Raw genomic sequence first — 19,472 nt, forward strand, 5'->3', positions numbered from 1 at the left:
TCGGCTATCTCAGTCCCGTACAGTTCGAGAAAGCTCAAGAAGCTTAGGTCGGTGTCAACGGAACCGGCAGCAGCCCAGACTATCGTAGATAGGTATACAACCTTATGCATGCCATGTACCGCATGAGCTTGACCATTAGATCTTTGATGTCGTACGCACACTGAATGATGAGGCCAGCTACCTCTCGCCCGATTTGCGAGAACACAGCTCCCACCTAGACTATGTCTGGCTCAGCCTGGCCGCATGCAGGGGCAGAATGGACAACTTGGATTGGAGCCTACTGCCTAAAGTGGCCAGCCTTTTCTCGGAGTGAAAGATGCTGTCGTCCGCCCTCTACGCCTCGTTCTTCTTCACGGTGGCGCTGCTGGTCACCACCGCCTACTTCTTGATGGGTGGCCTACCGCTTCTTACGCTGAAACATGACACCCCACTGGACGCGCGGTTCGTTCGGGGGTTTTTCAACGTGTACTACCGTGCTGCGTTCTGGGCGTCGCTGGGGGCGTTTGTCAGTTATGCGCTTTGGGGCAGGTACCCCTTTGCCATCGGCGTGGCGGTCAATGCCTGCATCGTCTCGCTGCTGCGCAAGCACTTGTTGCAAGCCATGCAGCAGCTCGGTGCACAGATCGAGGCGAGTAGCGACGGAGCGATTCACCACTTTCGCCGCGTGCATTCGGCGGCGCTCTTTGTCAACCTGGTTCAGCTGGTGGCGATCGTTTGGGGGCTGTTGTGGTTGTCCCAGCAGCTCAAGTAGACCTGCCGGTGGGGTGCCACGCTGGGCCTGTGCCCTGCGTGTGGCCTTTCTTTCACCTCGCCAGTCCCGCTCCCTGCGGTGCGATGGGGGTCAAATCTTCAGGGCGGCATACCTCTTCGCTGTGCGCCAACCGAATCCACAGACCGGTGCGTTTGATGATGACGTAGTCCACGCTCACCGTTCTGCCTTTGTAGAGAAATTGCGTGCCGGGTTTGTACAGAATCATTCTTGTGATGTAGCGCGCTGGGATGGCCGGAGGATGACGACATCACCCATTCCGCAATGGTGCCAACAGATGGGCTCCGGGGCTTTACCGCCCGGCAAAAGACCTACGACGCAGTCGCTTTTTTCACCCCCGTGGTGATGCCGAAGGGCGGGCAAAAAAAAGCCCGCAGGCTGCGGGCTTAACACTTGCGCGATGCAAGCGGGAGGGATGTCGAGGGGATCGACAGACCAATGTTAGGACGGTGACCAATGTGGGCATGTAGGACAGTACCGATTCCTCCAAGCTCCGTCGATCAGCAGCAGAAAGGGATCGTGGGTTAAGCGCCCGGGCAGCCCAACGTTCACGTTCCGTAAATCCTTGCGCAGCCCCGCCCCGTGGCCTTGGCCAGGTACATCGCGGAATCGGCCTTGCGCAGGAGTTCTTCGGCCTCGGTGCCGTCACCGGGCGACAGGACAATACCGATGGACGCGCCGATTTGCAGCGCATGCGCTTCGATCTCGGTGGGCCGGCCCAGGGCTTGAACCAGGCGGTCGGCCAGGCGGTACGCACTGTCACCGTCCGATACGCCCCGCTGCAGCAACGCGAACTCATCGCCGCCCAGGCGCGCCACCACATCATCCTCGCGCGCGGCCTGCGTCAGTTGCCGGGCCACCCACACCAGCAACTGGTCACCTACGGCGTGCCCGTGGCGGTCATTGACGGGTTTGAACCCATCCAGATCCACGTACAAGACAGCGAAGCCACGGCCCGACCGGTGCACGTCGGTGGCTGCGGCCTGCAATGCTTGCAAAAAGGCGGTGCGATTGAGCAAGCCCGTCAGGCCGTCGTGCTCTGCCACATGGCGGATCTGCTGCTCGGCCTGCTTGCGCTGGGTGACATCGGTGAAGGTGCGCAGCGCGCCGCCGCCTTTGATGGGCACGGTCTGGACCTCCAGGATGCGGCCATCGGGCCGGGGACGGTCATACACCTGTGGCTGATCGACCCCGCCATTGCTGTGTCGCAGCAGGTCCTGCACTTCCTGCGATGCGCCCTGGAATTCGCCACGAGCCCGCAGGTAGGCCAGCACATTCACCAGCGTGGGCTTGGATGCCATCAGCTCGGCCGGCAGGTCCAGCAGTTCCATGGCCCGGCGGTTGCACAGCTCGACCACCCCCGTGGCGCTGATCTTGGCCACGCCCTGGTCCATGTGCTCCAGCGTGGCTTCGAGCAGGATGGATTTCTCCCGCAATTGCGCCTCGCTGTCGCGGGCGCTGCGTTCGGCCTGCGCCAGCAAGCGCTGCTGGCGCTTGAGCTCGGTGATGTCCACATGGGCGTAGAACACCGTGCCGTCGCTGCCCTGCTTGGCGATGACGCGGCTCCAGCGGCTGCGTGGCAAGGGCACTTCAAACGGCGCCCCCGCAAAACGCATGTGCTCCTGCAAGGTCGAAAGACCGTCGTAAAACGGTGCCATGTCGCCCTCACCCCCGACGGACCATGCGTGGCGGTACACCTCGTCAAACGCCAGACCCATTGCGGCAGCGCGGTCTGGCAGGTGGTACATCTGCATGAAGGGCTGATTGACCCACTGGATGCGCTGGTCTTCAGCGCAGATCATCAGCCCATCGGGAATGCGGTCAAACAGTTCGGTGCTTTCGATCACCGGACTGCGCAGGTAGCCGGGTTCGTGGATGTCGGCGCTGGATTGCGCGGCCATGTCAATGGATGCGCTCTGAGCCGGTAGCGCCTCGGCACGCCACACACGCACCCGCCCCCCGCCATCGATGGGCAACGACGACACATGGACGCGCAGCCCCCGGTGCTCAAAGCTGTAAGGCCGGGTCTGTGCGCGGTGCCGCTCAACACCGGCCGTGATGTAGCGTTCGATGTTGGGCAGCTCCTGGGCATCCAGCCGCTGGGTGTAGAAGCGGCGCAGGTTGGCCTCGTAAGGCTCGCCTACGTACACATGCCCCGCGTGCTCTGGAAAGAACTTGAAGAAGGTACTGTTCCAGGCCAGCGTGCGGTCGCTGTCGTCAAACGCACACAGCGCAACATCCAGACCATCCAGGGTGTCGCCCAGGGCACGGATGAGGCGAAGGCGGGAATCGTCAGGCATGGTCAGAAGGTTCGGTACGGTGACGTCGACACAGGCCCGCGCATCACGCAGCCCCAGATGGCAAGGGCCCGCCGCTGCCAACACACAACGCACAACGCACAACGGCGGACGCTCCATTGTGCGGAACCGGGCTTACGGCAGCCCGTCGAGGAGTGGTGGCCCCGCGATCAGTTGGCGAGCATGTTGCCATCTCACAACACATCTTGATACAAGTCAAGAACCCGTTCCAGCGGAGACGGATGCAGACAACAGCCCGTTACGGCTGGAAACCGGCCCATATTGCTACGGAAACCCCATGGCACCTGCATTCCGCTATGGTGGGCGTTTTGAACTCAGGAGCCCGCTGCCATGATGAAGACCCGCCCCCCTTTTGCCGTCGCCTGCTGCCTGGCCCTGGGAGCGGCCGTCACCGGTTGCGCGGGTTATGGGCAGACACCCGCGCTATCGGCGGGCTCGGCCGCCGCAGGGTCTGGATCACCACCCGCCAGCGTGTGCAACGCCCAGCCCGCGCAGTTTGTCGTGGGGCAAAACAGCACCGCATCGGTTGTTGAATCTGCCCGTCAGCGCTCGGGCGCGCAGACGGCGCGCATCCTGCGCCCCGGGCAGATCATCACCAAGGAATACGACACCCAGCGGCTGAACCTGGAGGTGGACGGCACCGGCCGCATCCTCGCCGCAAAGTGCGGTTGAGATGATGTTGCGCTGCCGATGAGGGGTGACTGAAACCCGCGCGGTCAGTCCGCCAGAAACAGCTCCTGCAGATCGCTCAGAAAGTCAAAGCCCCGCTCGGTGGGCCGTACACGCGCCATGTCGCGCTCGATCAGGCCCTTGCGCTCGGCGGCCTCCAGGCCCTTGGCGATGGCGGTCAACGGCAGGCCTGTGCGGGCCATGAAGTCCTGCAGCGCAAAGCCTTCGCGCAGGCGCAGGGCGTTGAGCATGTACTCAAACGGCAGATCGGCGCGGCGCACCTCGTCGTCCTGCGCCACGGCATGGCCTGCAAGGGCGTTGTCCATGTAGCGCGCGGGGTCCCGAAAGCGCACCTGCCGCACCACGCGGTGCGCAAAGCTCAGCTTGCTGTGCGCACCCGCGCCGATGCCCAGGTAGTCGCCAAACTGCCAGTAGTTGATGTTGTGAAAACACTGGTGGCCCGGCTGCGCATACGCAGAAATCTCATACCGTGCCATGCCCGCCTGGCCCGTCATCTCGGTGATGCGGTCGAGCATGGCGTAGGCCTGATCGTCCTCGGGGACGGCCGGCGGGAACTTGGCGAAGTAGGTGTTGGGCTCGATGGTGAGGTGGTAGATGGAGATGTGCGGCGGCTTGAAGGCCAGCGCGGTCTGCAGGTCCTGCTCCAGCTCTGGCAGCGTCTGGCCCGGCAGCGCGTACATGATGTCGAGGTTGAAGGTGTCGAAGGAGGCAGCGGCCTCCTCCACCGCCGCCATCGCCTGGGCGCGGTCGTGCACGCGGCCCAGGGCCTTCAGGTGCTGGTCATTGAAGCTCTGCACCCCCACCGACAGGCGGGTAACGCCCGCCGCACGGAAGGCGCGAAACCGGTCTGTTTCGAACGTGCCGGGGTTGGCCTCCATCGTGATCTCGCAATCGGGCTCCAGCCGCAGGCGGGCGCGGATGTCGCCGATCAGCCGGTCGATGGCTGCGGGCGAGAACAGGCTGGGCGTGCCACCGCCGATGAAGATGCTGTGCACGGACCGCCCCCAGACCAGGGGCAGCGCGGCCTCCAGGTCGGCCATCAGGGCGTCGATGTAGCGCTGTTCGGGCACCTCGCCCCCGGTGCCGGAACCCGCGCGGAATTCATGCGAGTTGAAGTCGCAGTACGGGCATTTCTTGAGGCACCAGGGCAGGTGCACGTACAGCGACAACGGCGGCAGGCTGGGCAGCTGCAGCAGGCCCGGGCGCATGTAGTGCTGGATGTCGCGCACCACGGCGGGCTCGGTATCGCCCTGCGGCGTGATCGGAATATGAACCACGTTCAGCACCCTTCTACAACCAGCGCTCGCGCATCAATGCCAGCATCTGCGCGGCCGAGCGGCCCCGGTGGCTGTGGGCGTTTTTCACCTCCACGGGCAGCTCGGCAAAGGTCTTCCCGAACTCGGGGATGAACATCACGGGGTCGAAGCCAAAGCCGTTGCTGCCCCGGGGTTCGGTAGTGATCTCGCCCACCACGCGGCCCACGGCGATCAGCGGCTCCGGGTCTTGCGGGCTGCGCACGGCGACCAGGGTGCTGACCATGGCGGCGCGGCGGTTGGTCACGCCTTGCAGCTGCTCCAGCAAGGCACGCACGTTGTTGTCATCGCTTTTCTCGTAGCCGAACTGGGTGCAGTAGTAAGCGGTGTCCACGCCGGGCAGGCCGCCAAAGGCATCCACGCACATGCCGGCATCGTCGGCCAGCGCGGGCAGGCCTGTGTGCTCCGACGCAAACCGTGCCTTGGCCAGGGCGTTTTCGACAAAGGTGCGGAAGGGCTCCTCGGCCTCGCCCACGCCCAGATCGGCTTGGCGCACCAGCTCCACGCCCAGGGGCGCAAACATGGCCTGCAATTCGGCCAGCTTGCCGCGGTTGTTGGATGCTAGAACAATTTTCATGATCAAAACGGCCACAAGCGCTAGTGGAATATGCGCCAGCAGCTATCAATTAAGGAGTATTTTGCAACGCCTGCTGCTGCAGCTGCACCAGTTGGGCAATGCCCTGTTCGGCCAGGCCCAGCAGCTGGTCCATCTCGGCGCGGGTAAAGGCCACGCCCTCGGCCGTGCCCTGCACCTCCACATAGTGGCCCGCGCCGGTCATCACCACGTTCATGTCGGTGTCGCAATCCACGTCTTCCACATATTCCAGGTCCAGCAGCGGTGTGCCCTGCACGATGCCGACCGAGATCGCCGCCACGGGCTGCAGCAGCGGCGACTGGGTGATCTTGCCGCTGGCCAGCAGCTGGTTGACCGCATCTTGCGCCGCCACCCAGGCACCGGTGATGGCAGCGGTGCGCGTGCCACCATCGGCCTGGATCACATCACAGTCGAGCTGGATGGTGCGCTCGCCCAGCAGTTTGAGGTCAAACACGGCGCGCAGGCTGCGGCCAATCAGGCGCTGGATCTCCTGAGTGCGGCCGGTCTGCTTGCCCCGCGCGGCCTCGCGGTCGCTGCGGGTGTGGGTGGCGCGCGGCAGCATGCCGTATTCGGCCGTGACCCAGCCTTCGCCACTGCCGCGTTTGTGCGGGGGAACGCGCTCTTCCACCGAGGCGGTGCAGAGCACCTTGGTGTTGCCAAACTCGATCAGCACCGAGCCCTCGGCGTGTATGGTGTAGTGGCGCGTGATGCGCACAGGGCGCAGTTGGTTGGCGGCGCGGTCGCCGGTGCGGGTGAATGTGGTCATGGTTCTTGGGTGTTCAAAAAATGCCTTCCATGCGTCGCCCAAAGCGCACGCCAGAAAACGGAACGCTTCAACTGACAGGCATCAGCCCAATGCACGAGGCTGAGCAGCCTCGGTCGGGTCCCATCACGTCCGTCAGGCTTTGCGGGCCGCAGAGCGGCGAATCGCCTCGTTGATTTCGGCAATCGAGCGCTCGATGGCGGCGTCGTCCAGGTCATCCACCAGCCCATCGAGCGGACCGGCCTGAATGGTGGAGGCGAACACGTCGTCGCTGATGCTGTCGGTGGACACGCCTTGGGTGGACTCGAACGCATCCGGCGTCTCCCACTCCAGGGCCACCACCGTCACGTTGTCACTGCTGTCCCCGGCTTTGCGCAAGGCGTCTTCCACCAGCTCGGGCACGGCATGCGATACGGTGTTGCGGCCCAGCTGCTTGGCGATTTCGTCGTCGCTGAGCGTGCCCCAGAGGCCGTCAGAGCACAACAGAATGCGGTCGCCCTGCTCCAGGTACACGGGGCCGGTGATGTCGTAGATGGGCTTGGTGGGCGAGCCCAGGCAGGTGAACAACACGTTGCGGTTGATGCGCTCCAGACCGGGCGGCGGCGTGTTGCGCAGTTCCATGTACGAGTGGTCCCGCGTGCGGGTCAGCAGATCGCCATCGCGCACCATGTACAGGCGCGAATCGCCGCAGTGGATCCAGGTGGCGGTACCGGCCTGCAACACCGCCGCAACCAGGGTGGTGCGCGGGGTGTCGAGCATGCCTTTTTCGGTGGCGTAGCGCAGGATCTGGTGGTGCGCGGCGAGCAACGCGCCCGACAGGAACTCCTGCACATCCTTGAGCTGGGGCTTGGCCTGGCGCTGGAACAGTGCCGAGATGGTCTGCAGCGCAATCTGCGCAGCCACTTCGCCCTCGGGGTGGCCGCCCATACCGTCGGCCAACACAAACAGACCCGATTCGCGCGTGTAGCAATAGCCCATGCGGTCTTCGTTCTTCTCGCGGCCGCCGCGGCGGCTGATCTGGAATACTGAGAACTTCATAGGGACTCACGCCAACAAGGATGCACCGGGGCGCCATCCATGGACACATGCCTCGCCCGAACCCGCATCGCGTGCACCGGGTTCATTTGGGCTTGGCTCCGATTCCGGTGGCTTCACCCACCTTCTGAACATTCTTCTTGGTGTCAGACACCAGGGTGTCGAGCTGCAGCCGCATCTTCTCGGCCACGGTGAGCTTGGTGTAGCGGCGCTCCCCTTCGCGGCTGAGCTCTTTTTGCAAGGCGAACACCGACTGGGGACGGGACAGCGGGTCGAGCGCCATGCACCACTCGACCACCTCGATCAGGTTGTCAGAATACACACCGCGCAGCTTGGTCAGGGCCAGAGACAGGCGGTCCTTGTCCACCCGCTGCGGCGCCTCGTTGGGCGGGAAGCCTTGCATGCAAGCGTAGATGCAGGCGCCGATGGCGTAGATATCCGTCCAAGGCCCCATCTGCGAGTCGCGCCGATACATCTCGGGCGCTGCAAAGCCGGGGGTGTACATGGGGCGGATGAAATTGCCTTCCTTGCTCAGCACTTCGCGCGCCGCGCCGAAGTCGATCATCACGGCCTTGTTGTCGTCGGTGATGAAGATGTTGGCGGGCTTGATGTCCAGGTGCAGCATCTTGTGCTGGTGCACGATGCGCAAGCCGCGCAACACCTCGTCGAACAGCGAGCGGATGGTGGACTCTCGGAACACCTTCTGGGTCTTGAGGTCGCGGGCGGTGATGATGAAGTCCTGCAGGGTCGCGCCCTCTAGGTAGTTCATCACCATGTAGACGGTTTCGTTCTCGCGGAAGAAATTGAGCACACTCACCACCGAGGCGTGCGAGATCTGCGCCAGCGAGCGGCCCTCTTCAAAAAAGCTCTTGAGCCCCAGGCGGTACAGCGAAAGCTTTTCGGGCGGCACCTTGGGCAGCAATTCACCCGGAGCGCGGGTCGCGAGAGATGAGGGAAGGTATTCCTTGATGGCGACCTGCTGGCCTTCGGCGTCGAGGGCCAGATAGACCACACCAAAACCACCGGAGGACAACCGGCGCACCACACGGTAGCCGCCAATTGCGGTATCGGGCGGCAAGGGGGCCGGTTTGATTTTTGACATATTTTGCGAAGATGATTCGGGGGTAAGGCGGAACCCGGATAATCGCCGGATCGCAAGCAACCATCAAAAAGTCCAATGGCAGTTTACAGCATGACCGGATACGCCAGCGCACAGCATGGCGCATCTGCCACTGGCGCTGAAACCGACGCCCGCGCCCCCCAGACGCGCAGGCTGGGACTGGAAATCCGATCCGTCAACAGCCGCTTTCTGGACCTGTCGTTCCGCCTGCCCGACGAGCTGCGCGCCATGGAGCCCACGCTGCGCGCCCTGCTCACAGCGCGCCTGAAGCGCGGCAAGGTCGAAGTGCGGGCGGCCCTCGACAGCGACGATGGCAACAGCCTGCAAGACCCTCCTGCCCGGCTGCTGCAGCGCCTGAACTCTCTGCAAGACTCCGTGCGGGCCTGGCTGCCCAGCGCCGCACCCCTCACTGTGGCCGACGCCTTGCGCCTGTGCGCCAACGCACACTCGGGCAACGAAGACTGGAGCGAGGCCGTTCCCGCCCTGGCAGAAGAAGCCCTGACCGCCTTGCTGGCCGCGCGGGAGCGCGAAGGCAAGCGCCTCGCGACCATGCTGCTGGATCGCGTCAAGCAGTTGCGGGCCTTGGCCGCACAGGCCGTCCCCATGGTTCCGCTGCTGGTGGAGCAGCAACGCCAGCGCTTCATGGAGCGCTGGAAGGAGGCGATGGCCCTCACCGACGGCTCCACGCTGCCCGAGGCCGCCCGTGACCGCGCGTTGACCGAAGCCACCGCCTTTGCCATCCGCATCGACGTGGCCGAAGAGATCACGCGGCTGGATTCGCACCTGGACGAAATTGAGCGCCTGCTGAAAAAAGGCGGCGAAGTGGGCAAGCGCCTCGACTTCCTGATCCAGGAGCTGCACCGCGAAGCCAATACCCTGGGCTCCAAATCTGCCGCGCTCGACCTTACCCGCATCAGCGTGGACATGAAGGTGCTGATCGAGCAGATGCGCGAGCAAGTGCAAAATATCGAATAACACTCATTTTTTGATAGCGCCTGGCGCACATCAACCATGGACTATCCTGGAAATCTCATCGTAGTGGCAGCCCCCAGTGGTGCCGGCAAGTCCAGCCTGGTCAAGGCACTGCTGGAGCTGGATTCGCACGTTCACCTCTCGGTCTCACACACCACCCGCGCCCCGCGCGGCCAGGAGAAACACGGCCGCGACTACTACTTCGCGTCGCAATCTGAGTTTGACGCGATGGTGCAGAGCAATGCCTTCGTGGAGTGGGCGCATGTGCACGGCAACCGCTACGGCACCTCCAAGAAGGCCATCGAAGAGCGCATTGCCCAGGGCTCGGATGTGATCCTGGAAATCGACTTCCAGGGTGCACTGCAGATCAGGGAAGCCTTCGCCAACGCCGTGCTGGTCTTCATCCTGCCGCCCAGCTGGGAAGAGCTGCGCTCTCGCCTGGAGCGGCGCGGTGAGGACACGCCAGAGGTGATCGAAGTCCGCCTCAAGAATGCAGCCGAAGAGATGGCGCAGGTCAGCAAATTCGACTTCGTTATAATCAATGAATTGTTTGAGCGCGCGCTTTTCGACCTGAAAGCCGTAGTTCACGCCCAGCGACTCAAGTACGCCGCCCAGCGCCGCGCCCGTGCTGACACCTTCCAGTCGCTCAATATCACCTGAATCCCCGGAGTAAACGATGGCACGCATCACCGTAGAAGACTGTCTGGAAAAGATCCCCAACCGCTTCCAGCTCGTGCTGGCCGCCACATACCGCGCGCGCATGCTGAGCCAGGGCCACGCTCCCCGCATTGAAAGCCGCAACAAGCCAGCGGTGACCGCCCTGCGTGAGATCGCCGAAGGCAAAGTGGGCCTGGAGATGCTCAAGAAGGTTCCCGGTTGAACGCTTTTCTGGGCAAAGCCCATCTAAAAGCACCGCGCCAGCGGTGCTTTTTTTTTGCCCAAAAGTCCTCTGGCGCTGTCCCGCGCTACATTTAAGGCATGAACGCGGTGCTCAACTCACCTTCTGCAACGCAGCCCCGGCCCGGTGAACCGGCCCCGACAGGCAATCTTTCGGCAGCCGCTGCGGCCGCCAATGCGGCTGCGGCCAGCTTCGCCGCACTGACCGACAGCCTGGACTACCTGGACGCCACCAGCATCGAACAGGTGCGCCAGGCGTACCGCTTTGCCGACGAAGCCCACCTGGGGCAATTGCGCAACAGTGGCGAGCCCTACATCACCCACCCCATTGCGGTCGCCGCACAGTGCGCGGCCTGGAAGCTTGACGCCCAGGCGCTGATGGCGGCGCTGCTGCACGACGCGATGGAAGACTGTGGTGTGACCAAGGCCGACCTGATCGACCGGTTTGGCGCCCCCGTGGCCGAGCTGGTGGACGGCCTCACCAAGCTGGACAAGCTCCAGTTCAACACCCGTGAAGAGAACCAGGCCGAGTCGTTTCGCAAAATGCTGCTGGCCATGGCGCGGGATGTGCGCGTCATCCTCATCAAACTGGCCGACCGCACGCACAACATGCGCACGCTGTCGGACATGCCGCGCAGCAAATGGGGCCGCATCTCGTCCGAGACGTTGGAAATTTATGCCCCCATTGCCCATCGGCTGGGCCTGAACCAGACCTACCGCGAACTGCAGGACTTGGCGTTCCGGCACCTGCACCCCTGGCGCTACGCCACGCTGGCCAAAGCGGTCAACAAATCCCGCAACCGCCGACGCGATCTCGTTCAAAAAGTGCAGGCTGAAGTGGATGCTGCGTTCTCCAAGATCGGCATGAAGGTGCGCTTGGCCGGGCGCGAGAAAACGCTGTACGCCATCTATCAAAAGATGGACCTCAAACACCTGAGCTTTGCCCAGGTGACGGACATCTACGGCTTCAGGGTCATCGTGCCCACCGTGACTGATTGCTACACCGCCCTGGGTGTTTTGCACCAGATGTACAAGCCGGTGCCCGGCAAGTTCAAAGACCACATCGCGATTGCCAAGCTTAACGGCTACCAGTCGCTGCACACCACGCTGGTTGGCCCCTCGGGCGTGAACATCGAGTTTCAGATGCGCACCGACGAGATGCATGTGATTGCCGAAGCTGGCGTGGCAGCGCACTGGCTGTACAAGGCCCAGGACGGAGAAGGCACTGCCGCAGAACGCTTGGGAACCAAGTGGCTGCAGTCCTTGCTGGACATCCAGAACGAAACGCGGGATGCGGCGGAGTTCTGGGACCACGTCAAGGTGGACCTGTTTCCCGATGCGGTGTATGTCTTCACGCCCAAGAGCCAGATCATGGCCTTGCCGCGTGGTGCCACGGTAGTGGATTTCGCCTATGCGATTCACAGCAACGTGGGCGACCGTACTACCGCCGCGAAAATCAACAACGAGCAGGTTCCGCTGCGCACGGAACTGAAAAACGGTGACGTGGTCGAGATCATCACTGCCCCGGTCTCCACACCCAACCCTGCGTGGCTGGGTTTTGTGCGTACGGGCCGTGCGCGGTCTAAGATCCGTCACTACCTCAAGACCTTGGCCCAAACCGAGTCCGAAGGGCTGGGCGAAAAACTGCTGACCCAGGCGATTCGCGCGGAAGGCCTCGAACAACTGCCCCCTGTCAACGCCGAGACCCAACCGCTATGGGACAAACTGCTGCGCTTTACCGGCAACCGCACGCGCAGCGAGCTGATGACCGACCTGGGTCTGGGCAAACGCATTGCCAGCATCGTCGCCAAACGGCTCATGGTGTTGATGTCAGAGCATGGCCACCGTCCGGACGCCCTGCTCATGACCCGTGAGCGCTACACATCCCACGAAAACCTGTCGCAAGGGGCCGTAACGCTGGAAGGTAGCGAGAATGCTTCCGTGCAATACGCCACCTGCTGCCGCCCCGTGCCAGGCGACAGCATCGTTGGTTATCTGGGCCGAGGTGAGGGGCTGGTCGTGCACAACGCACATTGCAGTGTTGCCAAACGGCTTCAGCATAAAGACAGCGAACGGTTCATTGCCGTGGACTGGTCGGACGAGCCCACCCGCATGTTCGAAACGGGCGTGGTCGTCACCGTGAACAACGGCAAGGGGGTGCTGGCGCGCGTGGCGGCAGAGCTTGCCAATTCAGAAGCCGATATCACCCATGTGGATATGGACGATGAGGCAGCCCTGGACACCACGGATTTGCGGTTCATCGTGGCGGTTCGTGACCAAGCCCACCTTGAGCTGGCATTGCGCAACCTGCGCCGTACGCAAGCGGTGCTACGCGCGGCAAGAATCACGCCGCAGCCCTGACACCTCAGCACGGAGCATCAAGCTCCGAGCTCTCTGCAATTGGCACAAGGACCGCCGCTTGCGCGCAAAGAGGTTATGTAGCGGCGCTCCGAGACGGGTACTGCACCTCTACCACCTCCAAATGGCGCACCCCACCCGGCGTGGGCAGCTGTACCTCATCCCCGACGCGAGCCTTCAACAGAGCCCGCGCCACAGGCGAAATCCAGCTGACTTGACCCATACGACTGTCAGCCTCGTCGATGCCCATGATGGTGATCGTGCGCTCACCGTCCTCATCGTCGGAGTAGGTGACGGTGGCCCCAAAGAACACCTGTTCACTGCCCGCATGCAAACTGGGGTCCACTACTTCGGCGATCTCGAGCCGCTTGGTCAAAAAACGGATGCGCCGATCAATTTCGCGCAGACGCTTCTTGCCATAGAGGTAGTCGCCGTTTTCAGACCGGTCTCCGTTGCTGGCCGCCCAGTGCACCACATCCACGATCTTCGGCCGCTCGTTGTCGATGAGATCCAAAAGCTCTGCCCTCAGGCGTGCATAGCCTGAAGGGGTGATGTAGTTTTTGCCACCCGGCGGCAAAGGAGGCAGTGCCAATCCTTCGTCATCGTCAGCGCTATCGGTTTCCTTGGTAAAAGCCTTGCTCATCGCCAGAACTCTCCAATCAGCGCAAAGCGCTTGGGCAAATGAAAAAGCCTGCAATCTTGCGATTGCAGGCTTTAAACATTGGTGCGGCTGGCAGGAATCGAACCCACGACCCCTTGGTTCGTAGTTTCCAAGCCGCCTGCAAGTTGTTGATTTTACACAGTTGAAAGCCGTCCGTTCCCACTCAATTCGTACTGTTATGTACAGCCCCGACCAACAGAGTCCCCCAAATTTCCCCGACCGAAGCATCATCAAAGAACTGGGGTTGCAGAGGTGACGGTATGCTCGCTATCACCTGCCAAAGGCGGTATACGGCCAGAAGCGGACATAGAAAACAACAAGCCCATGCCTCAAAACCTAGACAGTCTGTTGATCCAAGTGCATGACGAAAAGTCATTGCGGACGTTTTTAGATGCGTTGGCAGCAGATTTCGCGGAGGAGCACGAGCTCGAAGAGGGTAGTCCCAGCAGTCCATACGGAGCCGGGGCTCTCGGGTGGGAACACTGCACTATCGATGGATTTCTTGGTGCCGCCGCTGTAGTGCGGGTGGATGCCGCTCTTGAAGCATTTGGAGGGGATGTCGGCAACCCCTGGCTCAGATGCGCGGCTATGCTTTACGGCGCGAAACACTACGAGTAGGGGCCGGTGGCCCATGTCCGCTGTGGGCCCAGAGCTGTCGGTCAGTGCCAAGCCACAAAGCCGTCGTTCGATAATGAACGGCTCCATGGCATGGCACAGCCCCATTCGCAAAGCTATAGTGTGCGGAACAAATTCGCTCACGGAGCTAATCCAGCAACCGTGTGGCGCGCAACACAGGGGGGAGTCGGGTTTCATGGGTAAATTTAGCACTGTACGTTTGTACAGCATGCGCGCCGTCGAGCTAGGTTACAAGCCCCTTTCCGCGGTTTTCTCACGCCAATTTAGACCGCAAGCGCCAGATATGGCCTGCGACCCGGTGCGGTCTACATTACGTTAGGCCGCACATTACCGATCCTGGAATCAGGCAGCATTCTTGGTATTTCGTCGAGCTTGGTTGTGTTAGTTCTTGTAGGTTGGCTGATCGCGCGCTTCTTTAACGGCGTGGCCACTTGGCGCGTTGCGGGGGGCTACGCTCTCGCCATTGCACTTGCTGTCTCAATCGTCTGCGGGCTTAACTACCTGCTTGCGGGAGTCCTCAATGTGGTCGATTCAAGCCATGGCTTTATGGCAGTTGGACTGCCGGTTGTGATCGGTGTCATCGGAGGCGTGGTTGCGGTTATGGCCTTGCTGTTCGGCGCGCTCCGTGCGGGCATTCGCGAGGAGGTGAGCGCAGAAGCGTCTAACCCCTCCTTCAAGCGGACGCCTGACGGCGCCGCTTAAGTCAAACGTTAGACCGCAGGAGCAGATGGTGCCTTGGACAGACCTTGCGACACGAACGGCCGGCGCCCTGGCAGGAGTGACCGTGCTGCTGGTTATCTACACGCATGCCCTGCTTGCAGTCGGCCGAGTCTTGGGCGGTGCGGCGAAACTCGTTGTGAGCTTGGTGCTCTACTTGCTCGTGGCAGCCGGAATCGGTGCGGGGCTCATCTTCGTTCTCAGCTTCTCCTCCGATCCTGCCGTCCGGCAAAGCGGGAGCTACATGGTCGTCGTGTCCGTGGCGTGGGCTCTCGTGGCCGCCCCCGGCATCGTCTACATTCGTAAGCATCTGCCGGCGCTCCGAGCGCTGGGCTTCTTTAAGCCAAGGTAGGGGGTATGCGGTCTAACAGAACGGTCGACTCGGACACGTTGCGGCAAGGGGCCGCACGGTGCCGTGGAAAATCGTGCACCGTGCGGCCCCTTGCCGCAACGTGCCGGTCACCCTCACGTTGGGCGTCATGAGAAAACGCGCGACAACTACGGTTGCACTACTAGCTGGTCTAGTTGTTATCTCGCTTTTCGCTGTGGTGTGGCGCACGAATCGCTATGAGCGCGCATTTGAAGTGTCTTCTCCTGGCGAGCAGCAGAATGTCATTGTTGGCCGTTTTGGTGAGCCTAGCGTCCGAGAAATGCACGACCGTCCGTTTCTTCGTTATGCGAGCGAAGCTTGTAAATCACCATGCACAACACGGCTTTGGTGGGAACATCCAATCTTCAGGGGCATTGAAGCTTGGTCTGTAGAGTTCGGGAGCGAAGGGCAAATGCTTCAGAAAGCACATTGGGTGTCGCCATGAATCCGAAACAAGTGCCATTTCCAAAAATGCCGCCCAACCCATCCTTCAAGCGGACCTGTCTTCGGCAGGCCGCTTAAGTCAAACGTTGAGCGTCCGCTTTTACCTGCTACCACGGACTGCTAGTGGCCGACAGTTGCCTCACCAGCTCGGGCAACTCGAACGGTACTTGCGCAACGGGAAGGTAGGGCAAGACTGCTTGGCTTTTCTACCCAAAAATCCCCCACAAAGTCCCCCACAACTGGCTTGTGGAAAAACAGCTTATCAGCTCCCGGCAAAGGAAAAAGCCCTGCAAATCAAAGACTTGCAGGGCTTACCTATTGGTGCGGCTGGCAGGAATCGAACCCACGACCCCTTGGTTCGTAGCCAAGTACTCTATCCAGCTGAGCTACAGCCGCTAAGCTTTGAATTATAGCATGATTTCTTGGCGACCCTTGAAATTTGCTTTTTTCTGATTGCTTTCCTGAGTCAGACACTGCAAACAGACAGTAAATTCAACGCGAGCCCAGATTGTAATGCACGATGAAGGCTCCAAAAACAAACTGCGCGATTTGGATCACAAAACACGTCATTTGTTGATGGGTCCACCCTGCAAGCGTGGGTGGTAGGGCGTGTTGGGCTTGAACCAACGACCAAAGGATTATGAGTCCTCTGCTCTAACCAACTGAGCTAACGCCCCCAGTCATGCTGCAGCGCTATACAACGAGGCAAGCGCCGTATTGTAGGGGCTTACTTGCGGTGGCTGAGAGCGTTGGACACCAGCTTGGAGGTGATATCCACGATCTGGATCATGCGGTCGTATGGCATGCGCGTGGGACCAATCACACCCAAAGTCCCCACCACCTTGCCGTCCACCTCATAAGGGGAGCTGACGATCGAGAGCTCTTCAAAGGGCACGACCTGGCTCTCTCCGCCGATGTATATGCGCACCCCTTCCGCTTGGCTGGAGATGTCCAGAAGGCGAAGGATCTGCGTCTTCTGCTCAAACAAGTCGAATGCCCTGCGCAGGTTACCCATGTCGCTGGAGAAATCACTGACAGAGAGCAGGTTGCGCTCGCCAGAAATTACCACCTCGTCCTGCGCCTCGGACCCTACGTTGACTGCCGCCTGCATGAGCGAGGCGATCTCTCCGCGCAGCACATCGACCTCAGACTTCAAACGCTCTCGCACCTGCTCCATTGCGAGCCCGGCGTAATGTGCATTCAGAAAGTTGGAGGCTTCGACCAGTTGCGACTGGGAGTGATCCACCTCGGTGAAGATCACACGATTCTGCACATCACCTTCCGGCGACACGATGATGACGAGAAAGCGCTTTTCAGAGAGTCGCAGGAACTCTATGTGCCGAAATACCGAAGTACGCCGAGGTGCCATTACCACACCGACGAACTGGGAGAGGTTGGACAGCAGCTGTGCGGCGTTGGCAATGACCTTTTGGGGCTGCTCCGGAGCCAACTGCGCTGGCATGACCGACTCCCGCTGAACCGTCAGCATCGTGTCCACAAACAAACGGTATCCACGCGCGGTGGGAATGCGGCCTGCGGAGGTATGTGGACTCGCAATCAGGCCCAGTTCTTCCAAGTCCGCCATGACGTTTCTAATCGTGGCTGGAGACAAATCCAGGCCAGACGCAAGAGAAAGCGTCCGCGATCCCACGGGCTGCCCATCAGCGATGTAACGCTCGACCAGGGCTTTCAGCAACAACTTGGCACGGTCATCGAGCATGGAATGATTTTACTTTTGTAATCGTGTTTTGGCCCTGCGGCCCCGGCCTCCGCGGCGGTGGGGGTGGTCACGCAAGCTGCTGAGCGGCTCGCCAAGCATATCCGCCAGATTGGGCTGGTCGCACCAGCAGGAATGGCAAAGCGCGGCGGCCTGGGCCACATCTTTGTCAGGCAAGGGACGCTTTCAGCGCCACATTTTGGCTTCCCGTTGACGGAGAGGTTACACCCACCATCTACTCAGGCCCGCCAGCGCCCCACGCCGTAGGGCAGAATTCGGCCAGGAGCGGCCTGTGGCGGCAGATTAAAGCGGACGCTCAACGTTTGAGTTAGGCCAGAAGGCCAGAAGGGAGCGCCAGGATGTGCAGACGTGCGCGGCCCGAGAAAAAGCACTGTGCCACGGAAGCGGCGCAGCGCTGCAAGAAAGATAGCAGGTGGCGCTGGATGAACGGGCGCCAGCGGACAAAAAGGCTTGCAACTGGCGAAGCGAACGCAGGCGAAGCCACGCAGAGCGCCCAAACCCCCAAGGACAAACCTTCGAGAAAGGCAAAACGCTGGAATCAATAGCGGCCTGCATAAAGCGGAATATGAAGGGCCTAACGTTCGACGTAAGGGGCCTGCCGCAGGCAGGTCCCCTTGACGGAGGGGTTAGGCCTCGCCTGCGAGTATCTGGACATTCTGACGGCACTCCTCTAGCGGTCCATCCACTCGGTAGTTTGGAACACGGCGAGCTAGCTCAGGATACGCCGAGACAAGTGCGACCCAGCCTACAGACCGCCTATGTCGGTGCTCGGATCGCAACATAGCAAGCACCGCGGGCAGTTCCTGATTCAGATCGTGCCCGCGGCGACCCAACTCTAACAACGTAATGTTAGGCGCGTGCCAATCATCACTCGTAAGGTCGGCTTGCAATTCCGCGTTGGTCTTGTGACGCAGCGACCGTCGCGCAAACCCAATCGCGACTAGCCATGGCAAGTTTCCAGTGACGAAGCCTGCGATAAGCCCTGCGACTGCGCCCGCGACCGATCCGGCTACTCCCAAATGATGCGCACCGACTGTTGCCCCGGTGACTACGCCAAAGACTATCACCGTCCAGTGAATCAGGTGAAAAACCGTCATAGGACTAGCACCGAGTGAGGGCTAACGTGATGTATCCCGCAAAACCTGCGGGATAAACTGGATCGTGCGAGATATTCTGGACACTGATTTCTCCTGGGAGTGGCTTGCAGCATAGGTTTACATGGGACGACCTGTTCAAACGTCCAGGTATAAAAATTCCGTGAAACCCGGCATGCGTCAGTTCGGCAAACTATAGCTTGCCGTAGGCAGACAACGAAATTTCCAACAGCCGCGTGCAGCAAGTCAAAGGCAGCTTCCAGGCGGCGCTTCTGAGCGGCTACTCAGGGCCCGAAGCTGTCTCTCGGTTTGCTTGCTAATTTCGGCTGCAAGCGCCAAACATGGCCGACTGATAGGTGCGGTTTACATTGAATTAGGTCCTTCGAATGCGCATTGGAATTCGTACCGCTCGAGTCGTCGCACTGCTGCTTTTGGTGATCGTCGTACCGCTGTCAATTACCTCCTTTGCCAGCCGTTTTGTGGGTGACCGCGTGTACCTGCTGAACAGCACACCCTGCCGAGTAGTCGTGATGGATCAGCATGATGGTCACGAGGTGAATCCTGGCGAAACAGTGTTGATCAAGTCTGGATTTGTGGATCGGACGCCCACCATGATGGTTTTCTCAGGTTCGGCCTTCTGGTTCGGTGGTTTGCACTTCACCATAGACACGCTGCAGGTGCGCGATCAAGCGGACATTGCCATTCTCCCCTCCTGGCTTAGCAGTTCAATAATGGGAAAGGAGCTGACATACGAGCTCACTGCGGACGGCCAATTGCTTGTTAAGGGCCCGACAATGCAGCCGTCTATGCCGCAGCCAAAAGGCCTTCCGTTGAAAGCGCGTGCAACTCCGGATCCAAAGCAGTGCAGGCGTGGCTAGTCACACTTTAATAGGGCATTCGATCTTTGGGCTGCTGCCGGTTTCGATGACACCTTGTTAAGGTGGAAGATGAAACCGGAGGTGGTTCATGGAGAGAAGAAGGA

At 61.0% G+C, this 19,472-nt stretch carries 18 protein-coding genes and 2 tRNA genes; 9 read left to right on the top strand and 11 right to left on the bottom strand.

Annotated elements, in window-relative coordinates:
• The first annotated feature begins 316 nt into the window (after nt 1-316).
• Nucleotides 317-751: a hypothetical protein gene (locus ACT531_RS21550; protein WP_056062046.1), complete on the top strand. Its 435-nt coding sequence runs from the start codon at nt 317-319 to the stop codon at nt 749-751.
• A gap of 566 nt (nt 752-1,317) precedes the next feature.
• On the opposite strand, the gene ACT531_RS21555 is transcribed toward ACT531_RS21550, so the two are convergent.
• The gene (locus ACT531_RS21555) at nt 1,318-3,069 is read right to left on the bottom strand and encodes a PAS-domain containing protein (RefSeq protein ID WP_476018748.1); all 1,752 of its coding nucleotides are present in this window, start codon (nt 3,067-3,069) and stop codon (nt 1,318-1,320) included.
• A 348-nt stretch (nt 3,070-3,417) separates the two neighbouring features.
• Between ACT531_RS21555 and ACT531_RS21560 the strand changes: the two genes are divergently transcribed.
• On the top strand, nt 3,418-3,759 hold the full coding sequence (locus ACT531_RS21560) for an I78 family peptidase inhibitor (RefSeq protein WP_395456144.1): 342 nt from the start codon (nt 3,418-3,420) through the stop codon (nt 3,757-3,759).
• 44 nt (nt 3,760-3,803) lie between these two features.
• Here ACT531_RS21560 and hemW read toward each other — a convergent pair whose 3' ends face one another.
• From hemW to ACT531_RS21585, 5 genes are all read right to left on the bottom strand, one after another.
• The gene (gene hemW / locus ACT531_RS21565) at nt 3,804-5,054 is read right to left on the bottom strand and encodes a radical SAM family heme chaperone HemW (protein WP_476018749.1); all 1,251 of its coding nucleotides are present in this window, start codon (nt 5,052-5,054) and stop codon (nt 3,804-3,806) included.
• Nucleotides 5,055-5,067: 13 nt separating this feature from the next.
• A complete protein-coding gene (gene rdgB / locus ACT531_RS21570; protein WP_056641312.1) occupies nt 5,068-5,667 on the bottom strand; it encodes an RdgB/HAM1 family non-canonical purine NTP pyrophosphatase in 600 nt (199 codons plus the stop codon).
• 49 nt (nt 5,668-5,716) lie between these two features.
• Nucleotides 5,717-6,451 carry a ribonuclease PH gene (gene rph / locus ACT531_RS21575; RefSeq protein WP_476018750.1) on the bottom strand — a complete coding sequence of 245 codons (735 nt, stop codon included), beginning with the start codon at nt 6,449-6,451 and terminating at the stop codon, nt 5,717-5,719.
• Nucleotides 6,452-6,583: 132 nt separating this feature from the next.
• Entirely contained in the window at nt 6,584-7,486 is a 903-nt protein-coding gene (locus ACT531_RS21580) for a PP2C family protein-serine/threonine phosphatase (protein WP_015012788.1), read from the bottom strand.
• An 82-nt stretch (nt 7,487-7,568) separates the two neighbouring features.
• Nucleotides 7,569-8,585, bottom strand: coding sequence for a serine/threonine protein kinase (locus ACT531_RS21585; protein WP_015012787.1), 1,017 nt, complete (start codon nt 8,583-8,585; stop codon nt 7,569-7,571).
• Nucleotides 8,586-8,660: 75 nt separating this feature from the next.
• Between ACT531_RS21585 and ACT531_RS21590 the strand changes: the two genes are divergently transcribed.
• The 4 genes from ACT531_RS21590 to ACT531_RS21605 all read left to right on the top strand — a co-directional run bounded on the left by ACT531_RS21590 (nt 8,661) and on the right by ACT531_RS21605 (nt 12,833).
• A complete protein-coding gene (locus tag ACT531_RS21590) occupies nt 8,661-9,578 on the top strand; it encodes a YicC/YloC family endoribonuclease (RefSeq protein ID WP_295937295.1) in 918 nt (305 codons plus the stop codon).
• 36 nt (nt 9,579-9,614) lie between these two features.
• Nucleotides 9,615-10,235, top strand: a complete 621-nt coding sequence (gene gmk, locus ACT531_RS21595) for a guanylate kinase (protein ID WP_015012785.1) — start codon at nt 9,615-9,617, stop codon at nt 10,233-10,235.
• 16 nt (nt 10,236-10,251) lie between these two features.
• Nucleotides 10,252-10,455 (top strand): DNA-directed RNA polymerase subunit omega, encoded by a 204-nt coding sequence (rpoZ, locus tag ACT531_RS21600; protein ID WP_005794722.1) that lies wholly within the window; start codon nt 10,252-10,254, stop codon nt 10,453-10,455.
• Nucleotides 10,456-10,553: 98 nt separating this feature from the next.
• Nucleotides 10,554-12,833, top strand: coding sequence for a RelA/SpoT family protein (locus tag ACT531_RS21605; protein ID WP_476018751.1), 2,280 nt, complete (start codon nt 10,554-10,556; stop codon nt 12,831-12,833).
• A gap of 73 nt (nt 12,834-12,906) precedes the next feature.
• On the opposite strand, the gene greB is transcribed toward ACT531_RS21605, so the two are convergent.
• Nucleotides 12,907-13,473, bottom strand: a complete 567-nt coding sequence (greB, locus tag ACT531_RS21610; protein ID WP_476018752.1) for a transcription elongation factor GreB — start codon at nt 13,471-13,473, stop codon at nt 12,907-12,909.
• Between the two features lie 1,032 nt (nt 13,474-14,505).
• Here greB and ACT531_RS21615 point away from each other — a divergent pair.
• On the top strand, nt 14,506-14,829 hold the full coding sequence (locus ACT531_RS21615) for a hypothetical protein (RefSeq protein ID WP_476018753.1): 324 nt from the start codon (nt 14,506-14,508) through the stop codon (nt 14,827-14,829).
• Nucleotides 14,830-14,911: 82 nt separating this feature from the next.
• Nucleotides 14,912-15,196: a hypothetical protein gene (locus tag ACT531_RS21620; protein WP_476018754.1), complete on the top strand. Its 285-nt coding sequence runs from the start codon at nt 14,912-14,914 to the stop codon at nt 15,194-15,196.
• Between the two features lie 781 nt (nt 15,197-15,977).
• Here ACT531_RS21620 and ACT531_RS21625 read toward each other — a convergent pair.
• From ACT531_RS21625 to ACT531_RS21640, 4 genes are all read right to left on the bottom strand, one after another.
• Nucleotides 15,978-16,054 (bottom strand) — tRNA-Arg (locus ACT531_RS21625).
• Nucleotides 16,055-16,258: 204 nt separating this feature from the next.
• Nucleotides 16,259-16,335 (bottom strand) — tRNA-Ile (locus ACT531_RS21630).
• 50 nt (nt 16,336-16,385) lie between these two features.
• Nucleotides 16,386-17,378: a heat-inducible transcriptional repressor HrcA gene (gene hrcA / locus ACT531_RS21635; RefSeq protein ID WP_476018755.1), complete on the bottom strand. Its 993-nt coding sequence runs from the start codon at nt 17,376-17,378 to the stop codon at nt 16,386-16,388.
• Nucleotides 17,379-17,678: 300 nt separating this feature from the next.
• A complete protein-coding gene (locus ACT531_RS21640) occupies nt 17,679-17,951 on the bottom strand; it encodes a DUF1010 domain-containing protein (RefSeq protein WP_476018756.1) in 273 nt (90 codons plus the stop codon).
• 925 nt (nt 17,952-18,876) lie between these two features.
• On the opposite strand from ACT531_RS21640, the gene ACT531_RS21645 reads away from it, so the two are divergent.
• Nucleotides 18,877-19,368: a hypothetical protein gene (locus ACT531_RS21645; RefSeq protein WP_476018757.1), complete on the top strand. Its 492-nt coding sequence runs from the start codon at nt 18,877-18,879 to the stop codon at nt 19,366-19,368.
• Nucleotides 19,369-19,472 lie beyond the last annotated feature (104 nt).

This window comes from Acidovorax sp. DMC1 (assembly GCF_056314325.1).